This is a genomic window from Pseudomonas sp. NPDC087615 (assembly GCF_044743445.1).
In the GTDB taxonomy this organism is placed as follows: domain Bacteria; phylum Pseudomonadota; class Gammaproteobacteria; order Pseudomonadales; family Pseudomonadaceae; genus Aquipseudomonas; species Aquipseudomonas baetica_A.
This window is the reverse complement of sequence record NZ_JBIUWM010000003.1, coordinates 103,759-127,574: the sequence shown is the minus strand read 5'-3', so window position 1 is coordinate 127,574 and position 23,816 is coordinate 103,759. Positions and strand designations below refer to the sequence as shown.

Below are 23,816 nucleotides of genomic sequence, written 5' to 3'. Positions count from 1 at the left end.
CCGGTCATTTGGCCTTGTTGGCGGCTTCGGCAGCAGTGATCAGCTCAGGGCCGATATCGGCTTCGAATTTTTTCCAGACCGGCTTCATCGCGACGCGCCATTGATCGCGTTGCTCAGGTGTAAGAGTGATGATTTCGGTGGTTTTGGCAGCAATGATGCTTTGCTTGGCGTCCTGATTGAGTTGCTCGGCCTCTTTGTTCACCTGGGCGGTGACTTCCACAATGATCTTGTCCAGCTCACTGCGAATATCCGGCGGCAAGCCATTCCAGAACTTGGTGTTGGTGATCAGCATGTAATCCAGCACGCCATGGTTGGACTCAGTGATGTATTTCTGTACCTCGTTCATTTTCTGGCTGTAGATGTTCGAGTAAGGGTTTTCCGCACCGTTGACCACACCGGTTTGCAAGCCCTGATACACCTCGGCAAAGCTCATCTTGCGCGGATTGGCGCGCAGGGCCTTGAATTGCTCTTCAAGTACGGCCGAGGCCTGCACGCGGAATTTCAGGCCTCGGGCATCGCCAGGAACACGCAGCGGCTTGTTGGCAGATAGCTGCTTCATCCCGTTGTGCCAATAGGCCAGGCCTGTGATGTTTTTGCTTTCCATGGACTTGAGCAGTCCTTGGCCCTGCGGGCTCAACTGAAAGCGGTCGACCGCGGCGATGTCATCAAACAGAAAGGGCAGGTCGAACAACTGGACGGTCTTTGTGTACTGCTCGAACTTGGCCAGCGATGGCGCAATCAACTGTACGTCGCCCAACAGCAGGGCTTCCATTTCTTTGCCGTCACCAAATAACGACGAGTTCGGATAGACCTCAACCTTGACCTTGCCGGGCAAGCGTTCCTCGACCAGCTTCTTGAACAGCACGGCGCCTTGCCCCTTGGGGGTCTGCTCGGCGACAACGTGTGAGAACTTGATGATGATCGGATCAGCGGCCATGGCCGTGCCCATGCTGCCTAGAGCAAGCGTGCAGGCGAGTGCCTTGCATAGGGATTTGAACATTTGGGGGAATTCCTCTTCTTTTAGTTTTTGTACAGTTCAATGTTCTGACGCGCATTCGTTATACGGCCAACCACAAGTCTAGGCAAAAAATCATGTTTGAAGGCTGATTCGCGGATTTTGCTGGAGCGCAATGCGAATAACGTCAAGCACCCGCGCGCCAAGACCTGCAATTGCCCCTGAGTAGTTTCCGAACCTTTTGCCAGTCTACAGGGCTGCCCTGGCACTCAAGATCGGTGCGTATAGGTAGTTTCCGAGGCTACTCATCAACCCTTCAGGCGCCTAGATTGAAGTCATCGCAGTGCAAAGCCAGGGCGGGCGCTTTGGCGTTTTTGCCGAATGCCTGGCAGTGGTTGACGGCCCTCATAGTCGCAGCCATGGCCCCATCCATTTTGATAGAGACAGACAGGCAGGTTTATCTGGCTCTGAACAAAAGGCGACTGACATGTCCGAGTTACCAAACCCTCAGCAAAATCATTTGCTTGCCGCGCTGCCGGTCGAGATTCGACATCGCCTGTTGCCTCAACTGGAGCTGGTGTCATTCCCGCTGGGCAAAGTCCTTTACGAGTCCGGAGACGTTTTGCGCTACGTCTATTTCCCGACCGACTCCATCATTTCATTGCTCTACGTCATGGAAAACGGCGCGGCGGCCGATATTTCGGTGGTGGGTAATGAAGGGTTGATCGGTGTCGCCTTGTTCATGGGCGGCGAGAGCACCTCAAGCCGGGCGGTCGTGCAGAGCGCCGGCTACGCGTTCCGGCTCAGAGGGCAACTGCTCAAGGACGAGTTCAATCGCCACGGCGAAATGTTGCGTCTGATGCTGCGTTACACCCAGGCGTTGATCACGCAAATGGCGCAGACGGCGGTTTGCAATCGTCATCACTCAATCGACCAGCGCCTGTGCCGTTGGTTGTTGTTGTCGCTGGATCGCCTGCCGGGTAATCAGCTAGTCATGACTCAAGAACTCATTGCCAACATGCTCGGTGTGCGCCGTGAAGGCATTACCGAGGCCGCCCGCAAGTTGCAGAAGCTTGGCGTGATCGAGTACTGCCGAGGGCTGATCACCGTGCTCGACCGCCCCCAACTCGAGGAATTGAGTTGCGAGTGTTACGCCGTTGTTAAGCATGAGACCGACCGACTTCTTCCTTGCGCTCAGCCAGAACACTTGCGCAGGCCTGTCTGTCATGCGCTCACGGCGCATGTCCACTGATGCTGTGACGGCCTCTTGTGTTCGCTACCGCACAGCGGCCAGTGAGCGCGCGGGTGATGATGGAGCAAGGTTTGACGGGAGACGACACGATGAAGGAACGACAGGCGGGAACCGAGACGGATGCGGCTGACTTCGGTGTGGTCGCGGCCATACGTGGCAGCGTCGTGGACATTCGTTTCGCTGCCGCGCTGCCGCCCATCCACACCCTGTTGCGCGCAGGCGATGCGGGCAAGATAGCTATTGAGGTATTGGCCCAGCGCGACGAACATCATGTGCGGGGTATCGCGCTGACGCCCACGCAGGGTCTGGCACGAGGGATGCCGGTACATGACACCGGTGGGCCGTTGCAGGCCCCGGTCGGCAAGCAGATTTTGTCGCGCATGTTCGACGTCTTTGGCAATACCATCGATCGCCAGCCCGCGCTGGAGGCTGTGCAATGGCGTTCTGTGCATCAGCCACCGCCGCCTCTGGTACGTCGTTCCACCCGCTCCGAAGTCTTCGAGACCGGTATCAAAGCCATTGATGTGCTGACGCCGCTGGAACGCGGCGGCAAGGCGGGCCTCTTCGGTGGGGCCGGCGTCGGCAAGACGGTTCTGCTGACCGAAATGATCCATAACATGATCGGTCATCAGGAGGGCGTGAGCATTTTCTGCGGTATCGGCGAGCGCTCCCGTGAGGGCGAAGAGTTGTACCGGGAAATGAAGGCCGCCGGCGTATTGCCCAACATGGTGATGATCTTCGCCCAGATGAACGAGCCGCCCGGCGCGCGTTTTCGCGTGGGGCATGCGGCGCTGACGATGGCCGAATACTTTCGCGACGACGAACAACGCGATGTGTTGCTGCTCATCGATAATATTTTTCGCTTCATTCAGGCCGGCTCGGAAGTCTCTGGTCTGATGGGGCAGATGCCGTCCCGTCTGGGTTATCAGCCGACGATGGGCACCGAGCTGGCGGCACTGGAAGAACGTATCGCCAACACCGACAGCGGTGCGATCACCTCGATTCAGGCGGTGTATGTACCCGCCGACGACTTCACCGATCCGGCGGCGGTGCATACCTTCTCGCACCTTTCGGCGTCGATCGTGCTGTCACGCAAACGCGCCAGCGAAGGGCTGTTTCCAGCCATCGACCCGCTGCAGTCCAGCTCCAAAGTGCTGACGCCGGGTATCGTCGGCGAGCGCCACTACCAACTGGCGCAGGCCATTCGCCGCACGCTGGCCCAATACGCCGAACTCAAGGACATCATCGCCATGCTCGGGCTGGAGCAATTGTCGCCCGACGACCGCAAAGTGGTGGCCCGTGCGCGGCGTCTGGAGCGTTTTCTCACACAGCCATTCTTCACCACCGAGCAGTTCACCAACATGAGCGGCAAGCTCGTCAGTCTGGAGGATGCGCTGGATGGCTGTGAGCGCATTCTGGCGGACGAATTCAAGGATTTCCCCGAGAGCGCGCTGTACATGATCGGGGCGGTCGACGAAGCCAAAGCCAAGGTTAAACCGCCTGCCAGTAAGGCTGCCAAGGAGCCCACTCATGCTGCTGATGACACTTAAAGTGTTGTTGCCCTTCGAAGTGTTTGCCGTCGAAGCGAATGTGTCGAGCATCGTTGCCGAGACGGCACAAGGGGCATTCGGCTTGCTGCCCAGGCGTCTGGACTGCGTCGCGGCGCTTGTGCCGGGCATCCTCAGTTTCGAGAGCGAGGCGCAAGGCGAAGTGTTTCTGGCGCTGGACGAGGGCGTGCTGATCAAGACCGGGCCGGATGTCGTGATCTCGGTGCGTCGGGCGCTTCGCGGCGATGATCTGGCCCACCTGCGCGGCGCCATCGAACAGCAATTCCTGGCCCTGGATGCGCAAGAGCAAGCCATGCGCCAGACCATGACACGGCTGGAAACCGGGTTTATGCGCCGGTTCGTTTCCTTGCGCGATCATGCGTCATGAAACCGGATCCCAAGCGCACGCCTGCCGGCCTGACACTGGCTGAACAAGTCGGCGCCAAGGCCGCCCGCAAACTCAAAGCGCGCCGCAGGGGCACACCCGTGGTGTGGTTCGGCCTGGGCATGATGGGCTTGATTGGCTGGTCGGTGGTGGTCCCTACGTTACTGGGCGCAGCCCTTGGACTGTGGATCGATCGGCACCATCCCGGCGGCCACTCCTGGACGTTGGCCCTGCTGGTGGCGGGGCTCACCCTCGGTTGCCTGAATGCGTGGCACTGGGTGTCTAAGGAAGATCAGGCCATGTATGACGAACCCGATGAGAAGGAGCAGGGTGATGATTGATCAAGGTACTTGGGCGCTGGTTTGGCTGGCGGCGTTGTTGGCGGGTGCCGCGCTGGGCGGCGTGTTTTTCGGCGGTCTGTGGTGGACGGTGCGTCGGGGCGCGTCATCGCCGACACCGGCACGCTGGTTTCTCGCCAGCCTGTTGCTGCGAACCGCTACCGTGCTATTTGGCTTTTACCTGGTCGGTGCCGGTCAACCGCTGCGACTGGGCCTGTGCATGTTGGGTTTCGTCATGGCTCGCGTGATTGTCTTGCGTGTCACCCAACCGAGTGCGGTCGCCATGGCGCCGCCAACCTCCGGACCGCCACCATGCGCCTGACCCCCGATGCCTGGATCTTTTGGCAATACGGTTTCTTCAAGCTCAACGCGACCATTGTCTTCACTTGGGCACTGATGATCGTGCTGGTGTTGGGTGCCGCGCTGATTACGCGACGTCTTGCCACCGGTCACCAACGCTCACGCTGGCAAAACCTGCTGGAGATTGTGGTCACCGCCATCAGCGGGCAGATCAAGGATGTCGGCCTGCAGCAACCTCAGCGCTACCTGAGTTTTCTCGGTACGTTGTTCCTGTTCATTGCGGCGGCGGCATTAGCCACCGTGATCCCCGGCTACGAACCGCCCACCGCATCGCTGTCGACGACGGTAGCGCTGGCCCTGTGCGTGCTGGTGGCGGTTCCGCTGTTCGGTATCTGGGGCCAGGGGCTGGCCGGCTACCTGAAGTCGTACATGCAGCCGACGCCGATCATGCTGCCCTTCAACCTCATCAGTGAAGCGTCGCGCACGCTGGCGCTGGCTGTGCGCCTGTTTGGCAACATGATGAGCGGTGCGATGATCATCGCCATCCTCCTATCCATCACGCCGTTTGTCTTCCCGATCGTGATGACGGTTCTGGGCCTGCTCACCGGCATGGTGCAGGCCTACATCTTTACCATTTTGGCGGCGGTTTACATCGCCGCCGCCACCCGCCGCAGCCCAGCGGCCACCCCCCCTTCATCGACGCCGGACACCTGAGCCGCCGCGCGATTTCCTGTCAACTCACACAGAGGCACGCTTATGGACTCTCTCACCTTGATCGCCGTCGCCTCCATCGTCATGGCAGGCCTGACGACCGGCTTCGGCACAATGGCGCCCGCACTGGCGGAGGGCAGGGCGGTTGCCACGGCGCTCAGCTCGTTGGCCCAACAGCCCGACGCGTCGGCCACCATCACCCGTACGCTGTTCGTGGGGCTGGCGATGATCGAGTCAACGGCCATCTACTGCTTTGTTGTGTCGATGATCCTGATCTTCGCTAATCCGTTCTGGAATGCCGCCGTCACGGCGGCGGCCCAAGCGGCAGGAAAATAGACCGTGCTTATCGACTGGTTCACCGTCGGCGCGCAGGTGCTGAACTTCCTCATTCTGGTGTGGCTGATGAAGCGTTTTCTGTACCAACCGGTGCTGGACGCCATCGCGTCGCGGGAGGCGAAGATTGCCGCCGAACTCAAGGACGCCGCCGACACCAAAGCCAAGGCCCATCAGCAGCAAGATGAGTTTGAGCACAAGAATCAGGCTTTCGACGAACAGCGAGACACTTTGCTGAGCAAAGCCACCGAGGAGGCCAACGCGCAGCGTCTGCACTTGTTGGCCGAGGCACGCCAAGCCGCCGAGGCTGCCAGTGTGGCGCGAGCAAAGGCTCTGGCGACTGAGAGGCAGCACCTGCACGCCGAGATCGTGCGCCGCACACAACGGCAGGTTTACGACATCTCACGCCGGGTGCTGGGCGACCTCGCATCAGTCAGCCTGGAACAGCGTGCTTGCGAGGTGTTCATCCAACGCTTGCAGGCTCTTGAGGGCACCACGCTGGACGCATTGATCGCTGCACTCAAGGCGACGAGCCAAGGCGAATCGGCGCGGTTGCGCAGCGCCTTCGAATTACCGGACGCACAACGTGCCTCGATTCAGGCCGCGCTCGACGCGTTGCTCGGCCAGCCGATCACGCTGACGTTCGAGTCGGACCCTGACCTGGTCACCGGTATTGAACTGAGTGTGAAGGGCGTGAAACTGGCCTGGAGCATTGCCGAGTACCTTGACGCCTTGGCAGTAACCACGAAAAAACCACAGCCGACAATGGAGCACGCGTGACCTTGCCAGCGTCGTTGGACGTGACGCTGCAAAGCGTCCTTGAAGACGCGTTCGCCAGCATCACCCAAGGGCTCCAGGCGTTCACTGCGCAATTGGTTTTGCACGAAGTGGGCACGGTGGTCAGCGTTTCAACCGGCATTGCCCGCGTCCAAGGCTTGCTGCACCTGGGCTTTGAGGAACTGGTGTCTTTTCCCGGTGGCTTGTCGGGCATCGCCTTCAATCTGGACGAAGAGGGTGTCGATGTGGTGCTGCTGGGTGACTACGCTCATCTGCGGGCGGGTCAGGAAGTCCACCGCACCGGCCGCGTGATGGACGTGGCGGTGGGCGAGGCGTTGTTGGGCCGAGTGATTGATCCCTTGGGCCGGCCGCTGGATGGTGGTGCGCCGTTGGCGACTGAAGAACGTCTGCCTATCGAGCGGCCGGCGGCGCCGATTATGGACCGCGCGCCCGTGACCGAGCCGCTGCAAACCGGATTGAAGGTCATTGATGCGCTGATCCCCATCGGGCGTGGCCAGCGCGAATTGATTTTGGGCGACCGCCAGACCGGCAAGACAGCGATTGCCATCGACACTATTTTCAACCAGCGAGACAAAGACGTTGTGTGCGTGTATTGCGCCATCGGCCAGCGCGCGTCGGCAGTGGCCAAAGCGGTGGCCAACCTGCGCGAGAAAGGCGCATTGGCCTACACCGTTGTCGTGGTGGCCGAAGGTAACGAGGCGCCGGGGCTGGCCTACATTGCGCCTTACGCGGCCACCAGCATCGCCGAGTATTTCATGGAGTCCGGTCGTGACGTGCTGATTGTCTACGATGACCTCACCCACCATGCCCGCGCCTATCGCGAGCTGTCGCTGCTGCTGCGTCGCCCTCCGGGCCGCGAGGCGTTTCCGGGGGATATTTTCTACATCCATTCGCGCATGCTGGAACGCGCCACGCACCTCAATGAGGAGCGCGGAGGCGGTTCGATGACCGCGCTGCCCATTATCGAAACCGAGGCACAGAATATTTCGGCTTACATCCCGACCAATCTGATTTCCATCACCGACGGGCAGATTGTGCTGTCGCCATCGCTGTTCGAACTGGGCGTGCTGCCAGCCATTGATGTTGGGCAGTCTGTCTCGCGGGTGGGCGGCAAGGCGCAGCGCGCGGCGTATCGTGCGGTGGCGGGCGACCTCAAGCTTGCCTACGCGCAGTTCGAAGAATTGGAAACCTTTGCGCGCTTCGGCGCCCGACTGGACGACGACACGCGACAGTCCATCGTCCACGGCAAGCGTATCCGCGCCTGTCTGGCTCAGGCCGAATTCTCGCCGGTGACGGTGCCTGCACAGATCGCCATTTTGCTGGCGTTAAATGCCGCGCTGTTCGACCCGGTGCCCCTCGACAGCATGCTTGCCGCGCAGCAAGCCGTGGAGAAAGCCGCTGATGGGCTGCCCGAAGACGTGAGCCAACGACTGATAGCCGCCGGTAAACTGACCGACGCCGATCGCGAGCAGGTCACCGAGGTTGCGCGTCAGGCCATTGCCGCGTTCCTGGCGCCAGCGCAGGCAAACACGGTTTCGCCCAAGGACGGTGCCGTGACCGACACCGGCCAAGCCTGATGGCCGCCACCATCACCGCACTGCGCCGCCAGATCAGCAGCGCAGGGGACCTGAAGTCCGTGGTCCGTGTCATGAAAGCGTCGGCAGCCTCGGCGATCGGTCAGTACGAGCGCTCAGTGGCGGCCTTGGCCGATTACGCGCACACGGTCGAACTGGGATTGGGTGTGTGTTTGCGTTCGGTCGATTCCAATGGTCCGCCTCCACGGTTATCGGCAGCGCGCACCGAATGCAACGTGGTGCACGCGTTGGTATTCGGGTCGGATCAGGGATTGGTGGGGCGGTTCAACGAGGTGGTGGTCGACTATGCCTTGGGCCAGTCGGCATCCCCTGCGACAAAGCTCTGGGCCGTGGGCGAACGCGTGCATGAGCGATTGCTTGATGCGGGCCGAGAACTCGAAGGCGCCTTTGTCGTTCCGGGATCGGTCGAGCAAATCACGCGACTGGTCGGCCAGATTCTGGAAAAAATCCCCATGGCCGGCGGCGAAGTTGAACCGCAGAACACCACGCTGATTCTTTTCTATAACCGACCCAATGGCGCTGGCTACACGCCCGTGAGCCAGCGATTGCTGCCCCTGGACGGACATTGGGAGCGCGATTTGGCACACCAGCCTTGGCCCACGGCGCAACGGCCCGAAGTGCTGAGCGCCAGTGCGCAGACGCTGCGCGCGTTCATTCGCGAGCACCTGTTCGTGTCTTTGTTTCGAGCCAGCGCCGAGTCGTTGGCCAGCGAGAACGCCAGTCGTCTCGCCGCCATGCAGCGCGCCGATCGCAACATCGGCGAACTTCTGCAAGCGCTGAACGCCAACTACCACCGATTACGCCAGGCCGGCATCGACGAAGAGTTGTTCGACGTGATTTCCGGCTTCGACGCCTTGCTGCCGAGCGCAGATGCCAGCCCTCAGCACTGAACAGATAACTGTGAACAGGAAACCGAATCATGAAAGTCGTGGTCGCGTTGGGCGGAAATGCACTGTTGCGGCGCGACCAACCGCCGACGGCAGAAAATCAGCTGAAGAACATTCGCGGTGCGGCCATACAACTGGCGCGCGTGGCCGCCCATCACGATCTGGTGCTGACGCATGGCAATGGACCTCAGGTGGGGTTGCTGGCGCTTCAGGCGGCGGCCTATGAAAAAGTGCAAGCCTATCCGCTGGATGTGTTGGGCGCGCAGACCGACGGCATGCTGGGCTATCTGCTGGAGCAGGAACTGGCCAACCTGCTGCCGCAAACGCGCACGGTAACCACACTGATCACACGCGTAGAGGTCGATCCGCACGATCCGGCGTTCAGCCATCCCAGCAAGCCGATCGGACCGATGTATAACCAGGCCGAGTCTGCGCGTATCGCCTCGCAAAAGGGCTGGGTCATGGCCAAGGACGGTGACGCGTTTCGGCGCGTCGTTGCATCACCGGCGCCATTGCGAGTGCTAGGGCTGCAATCGATCCGCTGGCTGCTGGAACATGGCGCACTGGTCATTGCCGCCGGAGGTGGCGGCATTCCGGTGGCGGCCACGGGGGAGAAGGGCGACAAGAAACTGCACGGTGTGTCAGCGGTGATCGACAAGGATCAGTGCACCAGCCTGCTCGCCCGCGACCTTGAAGCCGACTTGCTGGTCATCGCCACTGACGTGTCGGCGGTCTATCTCGACTGGGGTTTGCCCACGCAGCGCGCGCTCGGCAACGTCACGCCGCAGGAACTCGCCCAGTACCCGTTCCCTGAGGGTTCGATGGGGCCGAAGGTCGAAGCGGCGCGAAGCTTTGTACTCGCCACGGGGCATCGCGCCGTGATCGGTTCGCTCGACCAGATCGAAGAAATGATCGCCGGCCATGCGGGCACTCAAGTGTCCCTTGAAAAAAGCGCTGATGGCGGCGGCCCGTTGAGGCCCTGAACGGGAGCGCTCGCGCGCTGATAGGCCCGTCGCTTCTGCCGGACTGTCAGCAGGAACTGGAATTCATTCAGCCCGCCTCACAGGCCCACATCTCAATGGAAGGCTGGCTATAGGTCGGCGCGCCAACCCATTGGCTCATCGGCTGGCACTGGCCTTTGAAGCACAACTGGTAGTCGCCAGCCTCGGGGGTGCGCCCCAGACTCAGTGGCTGCATAGGCGCCAGTGTGCGGCGGTAGTGCCAACTGCCATTGTCCAGTCGGGCACCCTCGGGAATTTCCATGCCCGCGCCGTTACCGCGCACCCGAGCCTCTTCCAGCACAAGGCCTTGGGCGGTGACGCGGTAATCTTCCTCCCAGCGAATCTTTTCGATGGTGTGATTCCACGCCAGCGTGAAGTGCGAGATCGATAGCTGAGCCCACACCGCCCCTGTGAGGCCCAGACACAAACCGATCATGCGCTGGCTATCCTGGCCTGCCGGGAACGCCAGATGTGCTGAAGGATCACGGCGGCCCCAAGGGCGAAGCCCAGTTCATCGGTTAACGGTAATGCCACCACCAGCAAGCCTCCAGCCGCTACGCACAATAAGCGCTCCCATGCGGGCATTTTTCGTTGTAGATAACCGGTGGAGGCCATTCCCCAGAGTCCGACCGCCAATACTGACTTGACCATCATGTAGGCGGTCATCCACAAATTATCGCCTTGCAGCATGAGCGCCGGGTTGTAGACCGCCATGAATGGAATGACAAATCCCGCCAAGGCGATTCGCACCGCCCAGAGGCTGATCTTGAAACCGGACTCTTTGGCAATCGGTGCCGCAGCAAAGCAGGCAAGGGCGACAGGGGGTGTCAGGTCGGCAAGGATGCCGAAATAGAACACGAACATATGCGACACGATCAGCGGCACACCCAATTCCAACAGGGCAGGGGCCGCGATCGAGCTGGTGATGATGTAGTTGGGAATGGTCGGAATGCCCATGCCCAGCACCAGGCAGGTGATCATTGTCAGTATCAGCGACAGCAGCAGGTTGTCTCGGCCAATGGCCAATATGTAGCCTGCAAACGTTGACGCCACACCGGTCAGTGACACCACGCCGATAATGATGCCCACCAGTGCGCAGGCAATGCCCACCGGAACGGCATGGCGCGCCCCTTCGACCAGCGCGTGCAGGCAGATGGTCAGTGTGTCGTGCCCCCCTTTGATGAACGCACAAATCAACACCAGCACCGCAACGACCGCAAAGATCACACCGATACCCAACTGGAAGAAACCGGTGCACAGAATTCCGAGCGCGATCCAGAAGGCGCAGCGCAGGCCGAAACTCTGCACCCTGAGAATGATGGCCGAGCCGAGAATCACGATGGCGGTCAGGGCCAGTCCGACCATGCCGGAGAACAACGGCGTGCGCCCGGAAAACAGCAGATAGACCAGAACCAGCAGCGGGATCAGCAGGTACCAGTTCTCCTTGACGGCGCCCAGTGCGCTGGGACATTGATCCTTGGGCAGGCCCATGAGACTGGAGCGTTTGGCCTCCAGATGAACCATCCAGAACACCGAGCCGAAGTAGAGGGTAGCGGGAATCAACGCCGCCTTGGCAATCTCCACGAACGGCACGTTGATGGTTTCGGCCATGATGAAGGCGACAGCGCCCATCACCGGCGGCATCAGTTGGCTTCCCATACTGGAGGTCGCTTCAACGCCGGCGGCAAACGCGGGCCGGTATCCAAAGCGTTTCATCAACGGAATGGTGAATTGCCCGGTGGTCACGACGTTGGCAATGCCTGAGCCCGTAATGGTGCCCATCAGCGCGGACGACGCGACCGCAACCTTGGCCGGGCCACCCACCTTGTGGCCGAACAGGCCCATGGCGAAATCGGTGAACAGTTTGATCATGCCCGCCTGTTCAAGGAACGCGCCGAACAGGATGAACAGAAAGATGTAGGTTGCCGAAACATAGGTCGGAGTGCCGTAAAGCCCTTCGGTGCCAAAAGAGAGCTGGTTGATGATCTGATCGAAGCCGTAGCCGCGATGCGCCAACTCTCCCGGTAGATACTCGCCGAACAGACCGTAGGCCAGGAACAGACCGCAAATGACCGGTAGGGCAATCCCCATCACTCGCCGTGCGGCTTCGAACACCAGCACGATCAACACAATGCCCGTCACCGTGTCAGTGAACGTCAGGTCTCCGGAGCGCTGAATCAGGTCAGCCTCAAACACCCACTGATAGACGGCGGTAGCAATGGCGGCCAGGCTGAGTATCCAGGCCAGCGGCTGCCAGGGACGGTCCTTGCCATAAGCGGGGTAGCTCAGAAAAACCACCCATAGCAGGAAACCTACGTGTACGGCACGCAAGACCTGGCTTGAGATCGGTGCGAATGCGGCGGTGACGATCTGAAAAATCGAGAACAACAAGGCTACGTAAAACAGGGTTTTCGGCCACTCTCGCGGATTCGCAGAGATGCCGTGATGATCATCACTCATTAGTTGCCTGCCTCATGACTGCATTGAACAAGGGCGAACAATGGGCGCAGCGACAATTGGCGGGCGCTGCGCCTCTAAGCCGTTACAGCGCGCCTTTTTCCTTGTAGTAGCGCTCGGCGCCTGGATGCAGGGCAATGGGCAGGTTCTTGGCGGCGCTTTCAAGCGTGATGTCCTTGGCCGCCGAATGAGAGTTACCCAGACGGGTGAGGTTTTCGAACAGCAACTTTGTCATCTGATAGGCCAGTTCGTCGGGTACGTCCGCGCGGGTGACGAGGATATTGGTGATCGCAACAGTGGGCACCGCCTCAGGCTGCCCGTCATAGGTATTGGCCGGGATCATTGCACTCTGATACGCCGGATTGCCGATTTTGGCGACGACGTCAGTAGGGATCGCAACATAGTTCAATGGCATTACCGAGGACAGGTCGCGAATGGCCGCCATGCCCAAACCGGAGGACTGCAACGTGGCGTCCAGTTGCCGGTTCTTGATCAGTTCGACCGATTCGGCAAAAGGCAGGTATTGCACCTTGCCCATGTCTTCGTAGGTCAAACCCGCCGCCTTGAAGATCGCTCGGGCGTTGAGTTCGGTGCCCGACTTCGGCGCTCCGACCGAGATGGACTTGCCTTTGAGGTCTGCAAGCGTCTTGATTCCGGACTCTTTGCTGGCCACGATTTGAATGTAGTTGGGGTATGCCCCCGCAATTGCGCGCAATTTGCTCAGCGGCGCTTTGAAGCCTGCATCTTCAACGCCGTTTTTTGCATCGGCCACGGAGTCACCCAGTGCCAAGGCCAATTCGCCTCGACCGGCCTGCAGCAAGTTCAAGTTCTCCACTGACGCCTTGGTGGCCTGCACCGACGTCTTTACGTCTGGAATGCCGTCACTGTAGATCTGCGACAGACCGACACCAATCGGGTAATACACCCCGCTGGTTCCCCCCGTCAGTATGTTGATGAACACCGGCGCAGCTTGCGTCGCGGTGGTGACTGCCAAGGTTGCAGCGGCGACCAGGAGGGTGAGGCGGTTTTTTACTGGCATGGGAAACTCTCCGTCTTGTTATGGCTTTATGCAGAGTGACTCAACTGTAGTTGATCGCGCCGCAGAAGTGGCAACTGATCGCCAATATCGCAATCGCCTGACGAGCGAGAGGCGTGACTTAGCCGTGTTCGGCGGTTTTTTGATGGATCAGGGCCGCCGCGGTTGGAGGTCACCCCCTAACCGGTTAATCTTGGTGGCTTCACATTCTTGAACTTCCACGGGAATCCGCTCGGGTGATCAAACCGCTATTGCTGATACGACGTCGTTTTACCTCGATCCGTTGGCGCACTCGAGTGACGCTCTGGGCTGCCGCCACCCTCGCGGGCCTGCTGGTGGTGATGTTCGCTCGGCTGGCCGACCTGGCATTGACGCAATTTGCCCAACAGACCGCCGAACGACCTTGGCTGCCGTTCATTTACACGCCTCTGGTCGGCATGCTCGTGGTATGGATGACCACGCGGTTCTTTGAAGGCGCCCAAGGCAGCGGCATTCCCCAGGTCATCGCGGCCACACGTCTTGCTCATCAAGGCAAACCCCTTGGCAAGCTGGTATCGCTGCGTATTGCGTTCGCCAAGATAGGCCTCGGCACCCTGGCACTGACCGGTGGTTTTTCTGCCGGGCGCGAGGGGCCTTCGGTTCAGGTTGCCGCCTCGATCATGCACTTCTTTCACCGTTACCTGCCCAATGCACGAATCATCCGCCCCGAGGATCTCATCCTGGCCGGTGGCGCAGCAGGCATCGCGGCCGCGTTCAATACGCCTCTGGCCGGTGTCGCCTTTGCGGTGGAGGAGTTGGGGCGCAAGCTGGAAACCCGTACCAGCGGGGTATTGCTCAGCACGATCATCCTGTCAGGGATGGTCGCTATCGCCTTGCAGGGCAATTACAACTACTTCGGCCATTTCGACGTGCAGGGCATCAATCTCGATATTGTGGTGCCGGTGCTGGCGAGCGGAATCGGCTGCGGTCTTCTGGGTGGACTGTTCAGCCGGATGCTCTTGTGGCCGCAACGGCATCATCGATTTGTGGTCTGGGAGTGGCGCCGTATGCATCCGGTCTGGTTCGCCGGTGCGTGTGGATTGATCGTGGCAATACTGGGCTGGCTCAGCGGCGGGATGTCATTTGGCAGTGGTTACGGGGTGACGTCGCAGATCATTGCGTCGGATGTCGGCCTGCCATGGCACGCGCCGATCACGCGTTTTCTTGCGACCGTGGTGACATATTTTTCCGGGATCCCGGGCGGTATCTTTGCTCCATCCCTGGCGGTAGGGGCAGCGGTGGGGGCCAATGCTGCCGAACTCTTCCACTTGGCTGCGCAGCCGATCATTGCGCTGTGTATGGTCGGTTTCCTGGCGGCGGTCACGCAATCACCCATCACGTCCGCCATCATCGTTATGGAGATGATCGACAGCCATGGGATGGTGATCAGTCTCATGGCGGTCGCGCTGATTGCCAAAGCGGTCAGTACACGGATGGGGCCCGAGTTGTATCAGCAGTTGGCACGGGGGTTTCTGCAGTCATCAACGGTAAAGCCGCCGATCGACAAAGCCAATCAGTAGTCAGGAGCGTTCTCGTGCAAAAGCTCCCCGGCCGATGCTCGCAGCCGTTCTTTGTCCTCTTTCAGTGTGAGTGCATGGTCTGCACGCTGGAGTAAAAGGATCGCGTGCCGGGTACAGGCGCTTTTGAATAACACCGGGTTGATCTGCGCGAGGCTGACAAGGGTCTTCATCATCCGAAGATCGACTTCGAGCAGGGCCGCCCCGTCCCGGGCAATCGGCGCGAAAAAATCATCGAACAGATCGTCGACCACCAGACCACGCAGGTAAACCTGGTCGCAATCTGAATGGACCTTGGCGACGGGGTCTTGTGGTGTGCCCCAGCAGGTGAGGCTTCTGAGTCCGCGGCCAATCACGTCAATCGCAGTCCCGGGATCGTTGACCGCTGGCGACAGGGCCCGTGAGGCAATCTCTGACAGCACCGACAGCCCAAACCGTGGGTCGTGTTCAAAGGTGCGCCGCACGCCTATGGTAAGGGCCGCGAGGATCTTCTCGTTACTAGCATGCTGCTCATCGACGCGCTCAGTGTTCAAACTCACGATCCGGGCCAGCGGCATGCCCAGGTGAACGAAACTCCCCGGAAGCACCTCCAGAAAAAGCTGTATCTCGCAAGCCTTGGCGACGGCGCCCAACGCGTTCACATCGATGTGCTGCACATACCCGGTTTGCTGACTTTGCAGCGCATAGGCACTGGAGGGAATGCTCGATACGTCAGGGTAGGGCGCTCCGCCCAAGTGAGGCCATTGCACGCGATTGTCTATTGCGTCGATAGTCGCCTGTTCGACACGATCGATGGTTTCGCCCACCCGCCCAAGCTTGGAAAGATGATCGATCCAGCGCAGCAGGGTGTAGACAATCAGAATCACGACGGCAATCGTCACTGCAAATAGCAAGACCCTTCCTTGCCTGCCGTAAGCCCCTGTACTCAAGGCGATGATCCCTACGAGGCTGAACAGAAATGAGCCGATGAAGGTCGCGAGGGCATTTTGTGTTGTGGTGTCTTCCATCACCAGCGTCGTGGCGCGGGGTGTGACGCCGCTGCTGGCCGCACCGTAGGCGGTGACCATCGTGCTTAGGGAAAAGGTGGTCACTGCCAGCATGCTTGAGGCGATGATGCCCAGAATCTTGTCGACGGCGTCGGCGCCAATACGTGCAGGCAGTGAAGCGGGAATGTAGTCCTTGAACACAACGGCGAGTAACGCCGTCGCCACGCCCAGTAAGGAAAACAGGCTAGCTCTGAACCACAGCCGTTTGGTCAGTTGTTGTAACAGCCAGCGCCAGCGAGCGATCATTTTTCATACCTTTGAATAGTGGTGTGATCAGTCTTCAGGTTCCGGTCAGCAAAGGCTGGAAGATCACTCCCCATGATTGAGTTCCCATGGGTACGAATGGTTCATCCAGCAGGCGCCCTGTGCGCAATTTTGGGATAAAACCGGGGAGATAACAAAGTTTTGAGGTGGACGCCCCCCTTAATCGGCGAGAATCACGCCAACGCATTGTGATCCTGCTGATCGCACTTAAAATGGCGGGTCCTGGAGGCTGAGCCTCCAATACCGCGCGGCACTCATTTTTCAGGTTAGTTCTATGTCCATAGCGGCAATACGACTTATTGGCTTCATCTTGGGTATTTTCCTTATCACGCTGGCTGTCAGTATGGCCATCCCCATGCTTACGTTAGTGCTCTATGACCGCAGCGACGATCTGTCAGCCTTTCTCTGGTCCAGTCTGATTACCTTTATCTGCGGTCTTTTGCTGATCGTGCGTGGGCGCCCGGAGACGGCACAACTTCGTCCCCGGGATATGTACTTGCTCACGACCGGCAGTTGGGTGGTGGTGTGTACCTTCGCCGCGTTGCCAATGGTCTTTATCAGCCACATCAGTTACACCGACGCTTTTTTTGAAACCATGTCCGGTATCACAACCACCGGTTCAACCGTTCTGAGTGGGTTGGACACGGCCTCTCCCGGGTTGCTGATCTGGCGCTCGATGCTGCAGTGGCTGGGCGGCATCGGCTTTATCGGTATGGCCGTGGCGATCCTTCCGCTGCTGCGAGTGGGGGGCATGCGTCTTTTCCAGACAGAATCCTCGGATTGGTCGGAAAAGGTTACCCCGCGCTCTCATGTGGCTGCCAAGTACATCCTTTTCCTTTATCTGGGGCTTACCGGGGCCGGCGCACTTGCACTCTGGATCGCCGGGATGACGCCGTTTGAAGCGATCAACCACGCCATGTCGATGATCTCCACCGGGGGATTCTCAACCTCGGACGCCTCACTTGGGCACTGGACGCAGCCCGCGATTCACTGGGTGGCGGTGGTAATCATGATTCTGGGCAGCCTGCCCTTTACCTTGTATGTCGCGACATTGCGTGGTCATCGACGTGCGCTGCTCAAGGATCATCAGGTACGCGGTTTTATCGGATTCTTGATCGTTACCTGGCTGGCGGTGGGGACCTGGCTGTGCTTTAACAGCGAATACGGATGGTGGGATGCGCTGCGTATCGTGGCTGTCAATGTGACGTCGGTCGTCACCACCACGGGTGTTGCATTGGGTGATTACACCCTATGGGGCAGCTTCGCCGTGCTGCTCTTTTTCTACCTGACCTTCGTCGGCGGATGTTCAGGTTCCACGGCTGGCGGGCTCAAGATTTTCCGTTTTCAAGTGGCTGCCACGTTGCTGGTCAGCAGCTTGAAACAACTGATTCACCCTCGTGCGGTGATTCAAAAGAAGTACAACGGTCACCCCATCGATGAGGAGATCTTGCGCTCGCTTTTGACCTTCTCGTTTTTTTTCACCATTACCATTGCCGCCATCGCTTTGGGCCTGGCCCTTATCGGGCTTGACTGGACAACAGCCCTGAGCGGCGCCGCGACGGCAGTGTGTAACGTCGGGCCCGGGCTTGGCACGATCATTGGGCCGGCCGGTAATTTCGAATCATTGCCTGACGCTGCCAAATGGCTATTGACCATCGGAATGCTCCTCGGACGGCTGGAAATCCTGACGGTGTTGGTGCTCATAACACCGGTGTTCTGGAGATATTGACCGCCACCTTCATGGAACACGCTGGTGGGGAGTGACTTGATCACTGCCAAAGGTTGAACAACGTGACTGGATATGGTCTGGTAAGCGCTGTCTTCAGCGCGCCAGATCCCATAGGCAGGTGCCAGGCTCAGTCATCTTTTTCTTGATCATCTCCGAGGTTCCATGCAAATCGAGTTACAGGAGATTCGCGACCACCTTCATCGTTTCCCTCCCTTTGATCAGTTGCCTCAGGAGTCGCTGGACGCAATCGCCCGGCGTATCGACGTCAGCTATTTCAAGGCCGGCAGCGAAATTCTTGTGGCCGGCGCCGTCATTCAGGATTTGCACTACGTGCGCAGCGGCGCCGTGGAGATTTATCGGCGCAACGGCGATCTCTATAACCGCCTCGTCGAGGGCGATATCTTCGGGCAGGCGGGTTTATTACGCAGCAACAAAGTTCGTTTTCCCGCAAGAGCTCTGGAAGACAGCCTGATCTACTTTATTCCCGCCGATATGTTTGCAGACTTGTGCGCGCAGCATGACGCGTTCGCTGACTTCGTCGAGGCTGAAGGTCACTCAAGGCTACAGACCGCCGTCGAGGCACAGGGCCGCGCGAGTGAGCTCATCCAGTTGAAATGCCGCGCCTTGATATCGCGTGAACTGGTGTGGGTGAGCAGCGACACTTCAGTTCATGAAGCCGCGAAAGTGATGACCGAGCAAAGCGTTTCTTGCGTCGTGGTCATGGGGCCTGAGGGGCCGCAAGCGCAAATGGTCGGCATTGTCACCGACCGCGATCTGCGCACTCGGGTGGTGGCAGAGGGACGAAGTGACAGCGCTACCTGCATCAGCGAAATCATGTCGACCGATCCGGCGGCAATTCAGGCAGATGACTCGGTATTCGAGGCCATGCTGGTCATGTTGCGACGCAATATCCATCACCTTCCGGTCGCCTCTAAAGGCAAGACCTTGGGTCTGATCAACCTGTCGGACATCATCCGGTACGAATCCCAAAGCAGCTTGTACCTGGTCAACCGGATCTCCAATCAAACCTCAGTCGAGGGCCTGCGGTCACTGTTGCGTGATCTGCGCGCGACCTACATCCGCATGGTGCGTGACGGCGCTACAGCGCACATGATTGGCAGCGCGATTGCAGGTGTTGGCCGTGCCTTCACTCAGCGTTTGATCGAGTTGGCGGAAAAACAGCTAGGGCCACCCCCCGTGCCGTATTGCTTCATGGCGCTGGGTTCGATGGCCCGAGACGAGCAGTTGCTGGTGACCGACCAGGACAATGCCCTAGTACTCGATGATCGATTCGACCCCGTTCAGCATGATGAATACTTCAAGCGCCTGGCCACATTTGTCAGCGATGGCCTGGCCGCCTGCGGTTATAGCTACTGCAAGGGTGGAATCATGGCCACCAACGATCAATGGCGGCAACCGTTACGCGTCTGGCGCGCGTACTTTGAGCAATGGATCGAAAAGCCCAATCCGGCCACCTTGCTTAACAGCTGTATTTTTTTCGATCTGGACGGGGTCTACGGTCAACTGGAGTTAGTGCAGGAGCTCAAGAATTTGTGCGCCAGTAAATCCAGTACCAACCCAGGGTTTCTCCATGCCCTGGCCCGGATCGCACTTAATCGGACGCCGCCGCTGGGCTTTTTCCGCACGTTCGTGGTGGAAACAGACGGCCGGCAGAAAGGCATCATCAACCTCAAGGGCCGAGGCACTGCGCCGCTGACTGACCTTATTCGCATCCACGCCCTTGCTTGCGCAAGCACGGCGCAAAACTCCTTTGATCGCCTTGATGCCATCAGCAATACCCAGCTCATGCCACCGGACGCATTGATGCACCTGCGTTACGCTCTGGAGTTCCTGTCCATGGTCCGGATCCGGCACCAGGCTGATGCGCTGGAGCAAGGAACCCTACCCGACAACTACATCGAGCCGGAGCGGTTTTCCACCAGCGAACGGCATAACCTCAAGGATGCGTTTCAGGTCTTGAGCAACGCGCAGAATTTCTTGCGATTCCGCTACCCACTCAAGGGGCGTCAATCGTAATGAGCGCTGTGAAGGTCGATCGACAGTTCGAGAAAATAGACTGGGCTGCAAGGTTTCAGGTATTGGCAGAGGCAGTGAGCCATCCCCATCTGAAGAAGTTTTATCAGGCCGGGTCTGTGCCGCCACAGACCTCAATAGAGCAGGTGCAACTGCTGGCGATGGACATTGAAACGACCGGTCTTGATGCCCAAGCCCACAGCATTGTCAGCATTGGCCTGATCCCGTTCACGCTGCAGCGGATACATTGTGGTCAGGCCTTGTATTGGGTCATACAACCGCCGTCCGAGCTCAATGACCAATCGGTCACGTTCCACCACATCACCCACGCCGACATTCTGGACGCCCCGCGGCTTTCCGAGATAGTCGGGGAGCTGCTGGAAGCCATGGCCGGTAAAGTCATGGTCGTGCATTACCGAAACATAGAGCGGGGCTTCCTCGATCAGGCGCTTCGCCTTCTGTTGGGGGAGGGCGTGCAATTTCCGGTTATCGACACAATGCAACTGGAAGCACGCATGCATCGACAAAAGCGAACCTGGCTCGACCGACTGCTGCGCCGGCCCAGGCTTTCAATAAGGCTGGCCGACAGTCGCGCGCGCTACAACCTGCCGGCTTACCACGCGCATCATGCCTTGACCGATGCCCTGGCGGCTGCCGAACTGTTACAGGCACAGATCGCCAACCACTATTCACCGTCGACGCCGATTGAGGCACTGTGGAATTGAGGTCGCCTCTCAATCACTGAGCTGTCGAACTCAGGGGCCATCGATCACCCTGCACCCGTCAAGTTGCGCAAGCGCAGAAGGGGCAGGGCCTGTCGATTAATGGCCTATCAGCGTGTCAATGCCATCGGGCTTGTCGTGCACGCCGAATCGATCCACGAGCGTGGCTGTTGCCCGGTTCATGCCAATCACATCGACCTGAATGCCTTCACGACGAAGCTTGAGCACCACTTTGTCCAAGGCCGCGACGGCGGTGATGTCCCACAAATGCGCTTCGCGCAGATCGATGGTGAGCGTTTCGAGCTGTTCATTGAGGTCGAACGCGCTGGCAAAGCGATCTGCCGAGCCGAAGAAAACTTGCCCGGTCACATAGTACGTACGGTGGCGATGCTCGGGATCACGGCTGGAGGTGATGTCCAGGTAGTGGGCAATCTTGTTGGCGAAGAACATGGCGGCCAGCAATGTCCCGGCGATCACACCAAACGCCAGGTTGTGGGTGGCAACGACGACAATCACGGTCACGACCATTACAACGTTCGTGGACAACGGGTATTGCTTGAGGTTGCGAATCGAGCCCCAACTGAACGTGCTGATCGATACCATGATCATCACCGCCACCAGTGCGGCCATCGGTATGCGCGCCAGCCAGTCCCCGAGGAAGATCATCATGATCAGCAACAACACGCCCGCGCTCAGCGTCGACAGGCGAGTGCGGCCGCCCGACTTCACGTTGATCATCGACTGGCCGATCATCGCGCAACCGGCCATACCGCCAATCAGCCCGCTCACGATATTGGCAACGCCCTGGCCTTTGCATTCGCGGCTCTTGTCGCTGGACGTATCGGTCAGATCATCGACGATCGTGGCGGTCATCATCGATTCCAGCAGGCCCACCACCGCCAGCGCGGCGGAATAAGGCAGCACGATGAGTAGGGTGTTCAGATTCAGCGGCACCTCAGGCCACATGAAGATCGGCAGGCTGTCCGGCAGCGATCCCATATCACCGACCGTGTGGATATTGAGCCCCATCGACACGGAAATCGCGGTAAGCACCAGGATGCACACCAAAGGCGAGGGCAGCACCTTACCCACGACCGGTAATAGTGGGAACAGGTAAATGATCGCCAAACCTGCGGCCGTCATTGCATAAACAGGCCAGGTGACGCCGGTGAGTTCCGGCAGTTGCGCCATGAAAATGAGGATCGCCAGTGCATTGACGAATCCGGTCACGACCGAGCGCGAAACGAAGCGCATCAGCTCGCCTAGTCGCAGGTAACCGGCAATGACCTGCAAGACGCCGCAGAGGAGTGTGGCAACCAGCAAATATTGCAGACCGTGATCCTTGACCAGGTTCACCATCAGCAATGCCATGGCGCCGGTGGCCGCAGAGATCATCGCCGGGCGACCGCCGACAAAGGCGATGACGGTACAGATACAGAAAGAGGCGTAGAGGCCAACCTTGGGGTCGACTCCGGCAATGATGGAGAAGGCGATAGCTTCAGGAATGAGCGCTAACGCAACGACGAGACCCGCGAGTACATCCGCCCGGATGTTTGATAGCCAAGCGGTTTTGATATGTTCAAGCATTGATTCACCCATTGCAGGCACGTCATGACGCGCAGCTCAGAGCGCTGAGCCATGCAGGCGTGTCTGTATCCAGTTGGTTGTGGGTTCGCTACGGCAAAAATTGCGCGCAGCAGAGTTGGACCGCAGCAGGGAGGCGGGCCGGTTTTTGCTCGATCACTGCATCAACGGTGCTGTTCAGCGGCCAGGTTGGCCGTCTTGGGAGCCTTGGCATCCGGTAATGAAGCGACATAAACAGTGCGCGAAGGGAACGCAAAACTGACGCCCAGTTCGGCAAAAGCGTCCATCATCCCCAGGTTTATTGCTTGCTGAACATCCATGTAAACGTTGTAGCTGGGATCGAGCACGATATACACCGTTTCGAACTCCAGGGCGCTATCGCCGAAACTGCGGAAGTGCGAGCGGTCGAACCGCGCCAGCTTTTGTCCTTTGATGATCTTCTCAATCCGTTGCGGTACTTCCTTGACCTGTTGGGCAGAGCAGTCGTAGGTCAGGCCGACCTCAAACACAATGCGGCGCTCTTGCAGGCGTTTATAGTTTTGTATGGTGCTGCCGATCATTTGCGCATTCGCCATCACGATCTGCTCGCCACCGAGGCTGCGGATCCGTGTGGTTTTCAGACCGACATGTTCGACCGTACCGGACAGCGAGCCGACGACAATAAAATCGCCCACTTCAAAAGGCTTGTCGACCGCGATGGAGAGGGAGGCGAATACGTCTCCAAGGATGTTCTGCACCGCTAACGCAATCGCAATACCGCCTACGCCAAGGCTGGCAACGAAGGCGGTGATGTTCACCCCGACGTTTGACAGCATTGCCATGACCACGACGACCCACAGAAATACTTTCGCACCCCATAGGCTAAGCGTCGCCAGGGCGCTGGCCTGGAATGTCTCGGCAGTGCCATGACGTCGAAAGTAGCGTGCTAGCGCCAATGCAATCGCACGGTTCGCCCAAAGGCCCGCTTGCAAGGCCGCTACTACGAACCACAGACTGCTGACACGCCCCATCCAGCGCTCAGGCAAATCAAGAAAGCCGATGCCGATAAGGACCGAGGCTAAAAACAAAAGGGTGTTGCTGGTAACCGAAAGCACTTCGAGCGCGATGTGGCTGAAGTCTGCGTCGGGTAGCGAGGATCTCTTTCGGATTTTCTTGAGGGCAAATCGAATGGCCGTTCTGGCCAGAATGAAGCTGAGGATTGTTGCGAGGAGTGCCAGTAGCCAATGCCCTAAAGCGATCCCCAGAAAACTGTAATTTACAAAGAGGTCAATCGTGTTTTGTAGCAT

22 protein-coding genes are annotated in these 23,816 nt (G+C 59.1%); 15 read left to right on the top strand and 7 right to left on the bottom strand.

Annotated elements, in window-relative coordinates; translation table 11 throughout:
- Positions 1 to 4: 4 nt before the first annotated feature.
- Positions 5 to 1,000, bottom strand: a complete 996-nt coding sequence (locus ACIOU6_RS03175; RefSeq protein WP_401133747.1) for a TRAP transporter substrate-binding protein — start codon at positions 998 to 1,000, stop codon at positions 5 to 7.
- Between the two features lie 442 nt (positions 1,001 to 1,442).
- Here ACIOU6_RS03175 and ACIOU6_RS03170 point away from each other — a divergent pair, with 442 nt between their 5' ends.
- From ACIOU6_RS03170 to arcC, 11 genes are all read left to right on the top strand, one after another.
- A complete protein-coding gene (locus tag ACIOU6_RS03170) occupies positions 1,443 to 2,207 on the top strand; it encodes a Crp/Fnr family transcriptional regulator (protein ID WP_401133744.1) in 765 nt (254 codons plus the stop codon).
- 89 nt (positions 2,208 to 2,296) lie between these two features.
- Positions 2,297 to 3,757 (top strand): F0F1 ATP synthase subunit beta, encoded by a 1,461-nt coding sequence (gene atpD / locus ACIOU6_RS03165; protein WP_401133741.1) that lies wholly within the window; start codon positions 2,297 to 2,299, stop codon positions 3,755 to 3,757.
- On the top strand, positions 3,738 to 4,142 hold the full coding sequence (locus ACIOU6_RS03160; protein ID WP_221731734.1) for a F0F1 ATP synthase subunit epsilon: 405 nt from the start codon (positions 3,738 to 3,740) through the stop codon (positions 4,140 to 4,142). Before atpD ends, ACIOU6_RS03160 begins: the two co-directional genes overlap by 20 nt.
- Positions 4,139 to 4,480, top strand: a complete 342-nt coding sequence (locus ACIOU6_RS03155; protein WP_221731735.1) for an AtpZ/AtpI family protein — start codon at positions 4,139 to 4,141, stop codon at positions 4,478 to 4,480. Before ACIOU6_RS03160 ends, ACIOU6_RS03155 begins: the two co-directional genes overlap by 4 nt.
- Positions 4,473 to 4,799 (top strand): ATP synthase subunit I, encoded by a 327-nt coding sequence (locus tag ACIOU6_RS03150; protein ID WP_221731736.1) that lies wholly within the window; start codon positions 4,473 to 4,475, stop codon positions 4,797 to 4,799. The genes ACIOU6_RS03155 and ACIOU6_RS03150 overlap by 8 nt, the downstream gene beginning before the upstream one ends.
- Complete coding sequence (locus ACIOU6_RS03145) at positions 4,790 to 5,491, top strand: F0F1 ATP synthase subunit A (RefSeq protein ID WP_221731737.1); 702 nt, start codon at positions 4,790 to 4,792, stop codon at positions 5,489 to 5,491. The genes ACIOU6_RS03150 and ACIOU6_RS03145 overlap by 10 nt, the downstream gene beginning before the upstream one ends.
- A gap of 42 nt (positions 5,492 to 5,533) precedes the next feature.
- On the top strand, positions 5,534 to 5,824 hold the full coding sequence (locus ACIOU6_RS03140; protein ID WP_221731738.1) for a F0F1 ATP synthase subunit C: 291 nt from the start codon (positions 5,534 to 5,536) through the stop codon (positions 5,822 to 5,824).
- A 3-nt stretch (positions 5,825 to 5,827) separates the two neighbouring features.
- Positions 5,828 to 6,601, top strand: a complete 774-nt coding sequence (locus tag ACIOU6_RS03135) for a F0F1 ATP synthase subunit delta (RefSeq protein ID WP_401133737.1) — start codon at positions 5,828 to 5,830, stop codon at positions 6,599 to 6,601.
- Positions 6,598 to 8,196, top strand: a complete 1,599-nt coding sequence (locus ACIOU6_RS03130; RefSeq protein ID WP_311775956.1) for an alternate F1F0 ATPase, F1 subunit alpha — start codon at positions 6,598 to 6,600, stop codon at positions 8,194 to 8,196. Before ACIOU6_RS03135 ends, ACIOU6_RS03130 begins: the two co-directional genes overlap by 4 nt.
- Positions 8,196 to 9,104, top strand: a complete 909-nt coding sequence (locus ACIOU6_RS03125) for a F0F1 ATP synthase subunit gamma (RefSeq protein WP_401133734.1) — start codon at positions 8,196 to 8,198, stop codon at positions 9,102 to 9,104. Before ACIOU6_RS03130 ends, ACIOU6_RS03125 begins: the two co-directional genes overlap by 1 nt.
- Before the next feature lie 29 nt (positions 9,105 to 9,133).
- Positions 9,134 to 10,084, top strand: a complete 951-nt coding sequence (arcC, locus tag ACIOU6_RS03120; protein WP_401133731.1) for a carbamate kinase — start codon at positions 9,134 to 9,136, stop codon at positions 10,082 to 10,084.
- Positions 10,085 to 10,151: 67 nt separating this feature from the next.
- Here the strand turns inward: arcC and ACIOU6_RS03115 are convergent, their stop codons facing one another.
- From ACIOU6_RS03115 to ACIOU6_RS03105, 3 genes are all read right to left on the bottom strand, one after another.
- Positions 10,152 to 10,538 carry a DUF1850 domain-containing protein gene (locus ACIOU6_RS03115; protein ID WP_401133729.1) on the bottom strand — a complete coding sequence of 129 codons (387 nt, stop codon included), beginning with the start codon at positions 10,536 to 10,538 and terminating at the stop codon, positions 10,152 to 10,154.
- Positions 10,535 to 12,562 carry a TRAP transporter permease gene (locus tag ACIOU6_RS03110; RefSeq protein WP_401133727.1) on the bottom strand — a complete coding sequence of 676 codons (2,028 nt, stop codon included), beginning with the start codon at positions 12,560 to 12,562 and terminating at the stop codon, positions 10,535 to 10,537. Before ACIOU6_RS03110 ends, ACIOU6_RS03115 begins: the two co-directional genes overlap by 4 nt.
- A gap of 82 nt (positions 12,563 to 12,644) precedes the next feature.
- Positions 12,645 to 13,598, bottom strand: coding sequence for a TAXI family TRAP transporter solute-binding subunit (locus ACIOU6_RS03105; RefSeq protein ID WP_221731744.1), 954 nt, complete (start codon positions 13,596 to 13,598; stop codon positions 12,645 to 12,647).
- 233 nt (positions 13,599 to 13,831) lie between these two features.
- Here ACIOU6_RS03105 and ACIOU6_RS03100 point away from each other — a divergent pair, with 233 nt between their 5' ends.
- On the top strand, positions 13,832 to 15,154 hold the full coding sequence (locus ACIOU6_RS03100) for a chloride channel protein (RefSeq protein WP_401133725.1): 1,323 nt from the start codon (positions 13,832 to 13,834) through the stop codon (positions 15,152 to 15,154).
- Here ACIOU6_RS03100 and ACIOU6_RS03095 read toward each other — a convergent pair.
- On the bottom strand, positions 15,148 to 16,443 hold the full coding sequence (locus ACIOU6_RS03095; RefSeq protein ID WP_221731746.1) for a DUF2254 domain-containing protein: 1,296 nt from the start codon (positions 16,441 to 16,443) through the stop codon (positions 15,148 to 15,150). The genes ACIOU6_RS03100 and ACIOU6_RS03095 overlap by 7 nt on opposite strands.
- A gap of 292 nt (positions 16,444 to 16,735) precedes the next feature.
- On the opposite strand from ACIOU6_RS03095, the gene ACIOU6_RS03090 reads away from it, so the two are divergent.
- The 3 genes from ACIOU6_RS03090 (at position 16,736) to ACIOU6_RS03080 (ending at position 20,949) form a co-directional block, all read left to right on the top strand.
- Positions 16,736 to 18,190, top strand: coding sequence for a TrkH family potassium uptake protein (locus ACIOU6_RS03090; RefSeq protein ID WP_221731747.1), 1,455 nt, complete (start codon positions 16,736 to 16,738; stop codon positions 18,188 to 18,190).
- A 162-nt stretch (positions 18,191 to 18,352) separates the two neighbouring features.
- Complete coding sequence (locus ACIOU6_RS03085; protein ID WP_401133722.1) at positions 18,353 to 20,227, top strand: DUF294 nucleotidyltransferase-like domain-containing protein; 1,875 nt, start codon at positions 18,353 to 18,355, stop codon at positions 20,225 to 20,227.
- Entirely contained in the window at positions 20,227 to 20,949 is a 723-nt protein-coding gene (locus ACIOU6_RS03080) for a 3'-5' exonuclease (protein WP_221731749.1), read from the top strand. The genes ACIOU6_RS03085 and ACIOU6_RS03080 overlap by 1 nt, the downstream gene beginning before the upstream one ends.
- A gap of 96 nt (positions 20,950 to 21,045) precedes the next feature.
- On the opposite strand, the gene ACIOU6_RS03075 is transcribed toward ACIOU6_RS03080, so the two are convergent.
- Together ACIOU6_RS03075 and ACIOU6_RS03070 are read right to left on the bottom strand one after the other, a co-directional pair.
- Positions 21,046 to 22,533 (bottom strand): SulP family inorganic anion transporter, encoded by a 1,488-nt coding sequence (locus ACIOU6_RS03075; protein WP_221731750.1) that lies wholly within the window; start codon positions 22,531 to 22,533, stop codon positions 21,046 to 21,048.
- A 161-nt stretch (positions 22,534 to 22,694) separates the two neighbouring features.
- Entirely contained in the window at positions 22,695 to 23,816 is a 1,122-nt protein-coding gene (locus tag ACIOU6_RS03070) for a mechanosensitive ion channel family protein (RefSeq protein ID WP_401133718.1), read from the bottom strand.

What these genes read in the sequence shown, in the direction of transcription:
- ACIOU6_RS03075 (WP_221731750.1), bottom strand. Translation starts at nt 22,533, where the DNA reads ATGCTTGAACATATCAAAACCGCTTGGCTATCAAACATCCGGGCGGAT.
- ACIOU6_RS03105 (WP_221731744.1), bottom strand. Translation starts at nt 13,598, where the DNA reads ATGCCAGTAAAAAACCGCCTCACCCTCCTGGTCGCCGCTGCAACCTTG.
- atpD (WP_401133741.1), top strand. Translation starts at nt 2,297, where the DNA reads ATGAAGGAACGACAGGCGGGAACCGAGACGGATGCGGCTGACTTCGGT.
- ACIOU6_RS03175 (WP_401133747.1), bottom strand. Translation starts at nt 1,000, where the DNA reads ATGTTCAAATCCCTATGCAAGGCACTCGCCTGCACGCTTGCTCTAGGC.
- ACIOU6_RS03110 (WP_401133727.1), bottom strand. Translation starts at nt 12,562, where the DNA reads ATGAGTGATGATCATCACGGCATCTCTGCGAATCCGCGAGAGTGGCCG.
- ACIOU6_RS03140 (WP_221731738.1), top strand. Translation starts at nt 5,534, where the DNA reads ATGGACTCTCTCACCTTGATCGCCGTCGCCTCCATCGTCATGGCAGGC.
- ACIOU6_RS03125 (WP_401133734.1), top strand. Translation starts at nt 8,196, where the DNA reads ATGGCCGCCACCATCACCGCACTGCGCCGCCAGATCAGCAGCGCAGGG.
- arcC (WP_401133731.1), top strand. Translation starts at nt 9,134, where the DNA reads ATGAAAGTCGTGGTCGCGTTGGGCGGAAATGCACTGTTGCGGCGCGAC.
- ACIOU6_RS03170 (WP_401133744.1), top strand. Translation starts at nt 1,443, where the DNA reads ATGTCCGAGTTACCAAACCCTCAGCAAAATCATTTGCTTGCCGCGCTG.
- ACIOU6_RS03115 (WP_401133729.1), bottom strand. Translation starts at nt 10,538, where the DNA reads ATGATCGGTTTGTGTCTGGGCCTCACAGGGGCGGTGTGGGCTCAGCTA.
- ACIOU6_RS03080 (WP_221731749.1), top strand. Translation starts at nt 20,227, where the DNA reads ATGAGCGCTGTGAAGGTCGATCGACAGTTCGAGAAAATAGACTGGGCT.
- ACIOU6_RS03085 (WP_401133722.1), top strand. Translation starts at nt 18,353, where the DNA reads ATGCAAATCGAGTTACAGGAGATTCGCGACCACCTTCATCGTTTCCCT.
- ACIOU6_RS03070 (WP_401133718.1), bottom strand. Translation starts at nt 23,816, where the DNA reads ATGCTACAAAACACGATTGACCTCTTTGTAAATTACAGTTTTCTGGGG.
- ACIOU6_RS03090 (WP_221731747.1), top strand. Translation starts at nt 16,736, where the DNA reads ATGTCCATAGCGGCAATACGACTTATTGGCTTCATCTTGGGTATTTTC.
- ACIOU6_RS03155 (WP_221731735.1), top strand. Translation starts at nt 4,139, where the DNA reads ATGAAACCGGATCCCAAGCGCACGCCTGCCGGCCTGACACTGGCTGAA.
- ACIOU6_RS03145 (WP_221731737.1), top strand. Translation starts at nt 4,790, where the DNA reads ATGCGCCTGACCCCCGATGCCTGGATCTTTTGGCAATACGGTTTCTTC.
- ACIOU6_RS03160 (WP_221731734.1), top strand. Translation starts at nt 3,738, where the DNA reads ATGCTGCTGATGACACTTAAAGTGTTGTTGCCCTTCGAAGTGTTTGCC.
- ACIOU6_RS03095 (WP_221731746.1), bottom strand. Translation starts at nt 16,443, where the DNA reads ATGATCGCTCGCTGGCGCTGGCTGTTACAACAACTGACCAAACGGCTG.
- ACIOU6_RS03150 (WP_221731736.1), top strand. Translation starts at nt 4,473, where the DNA reads ATGATTGATCAAGGTACTTGGGCGCTGGTTTGGCTGGCGGCGTTGTTG.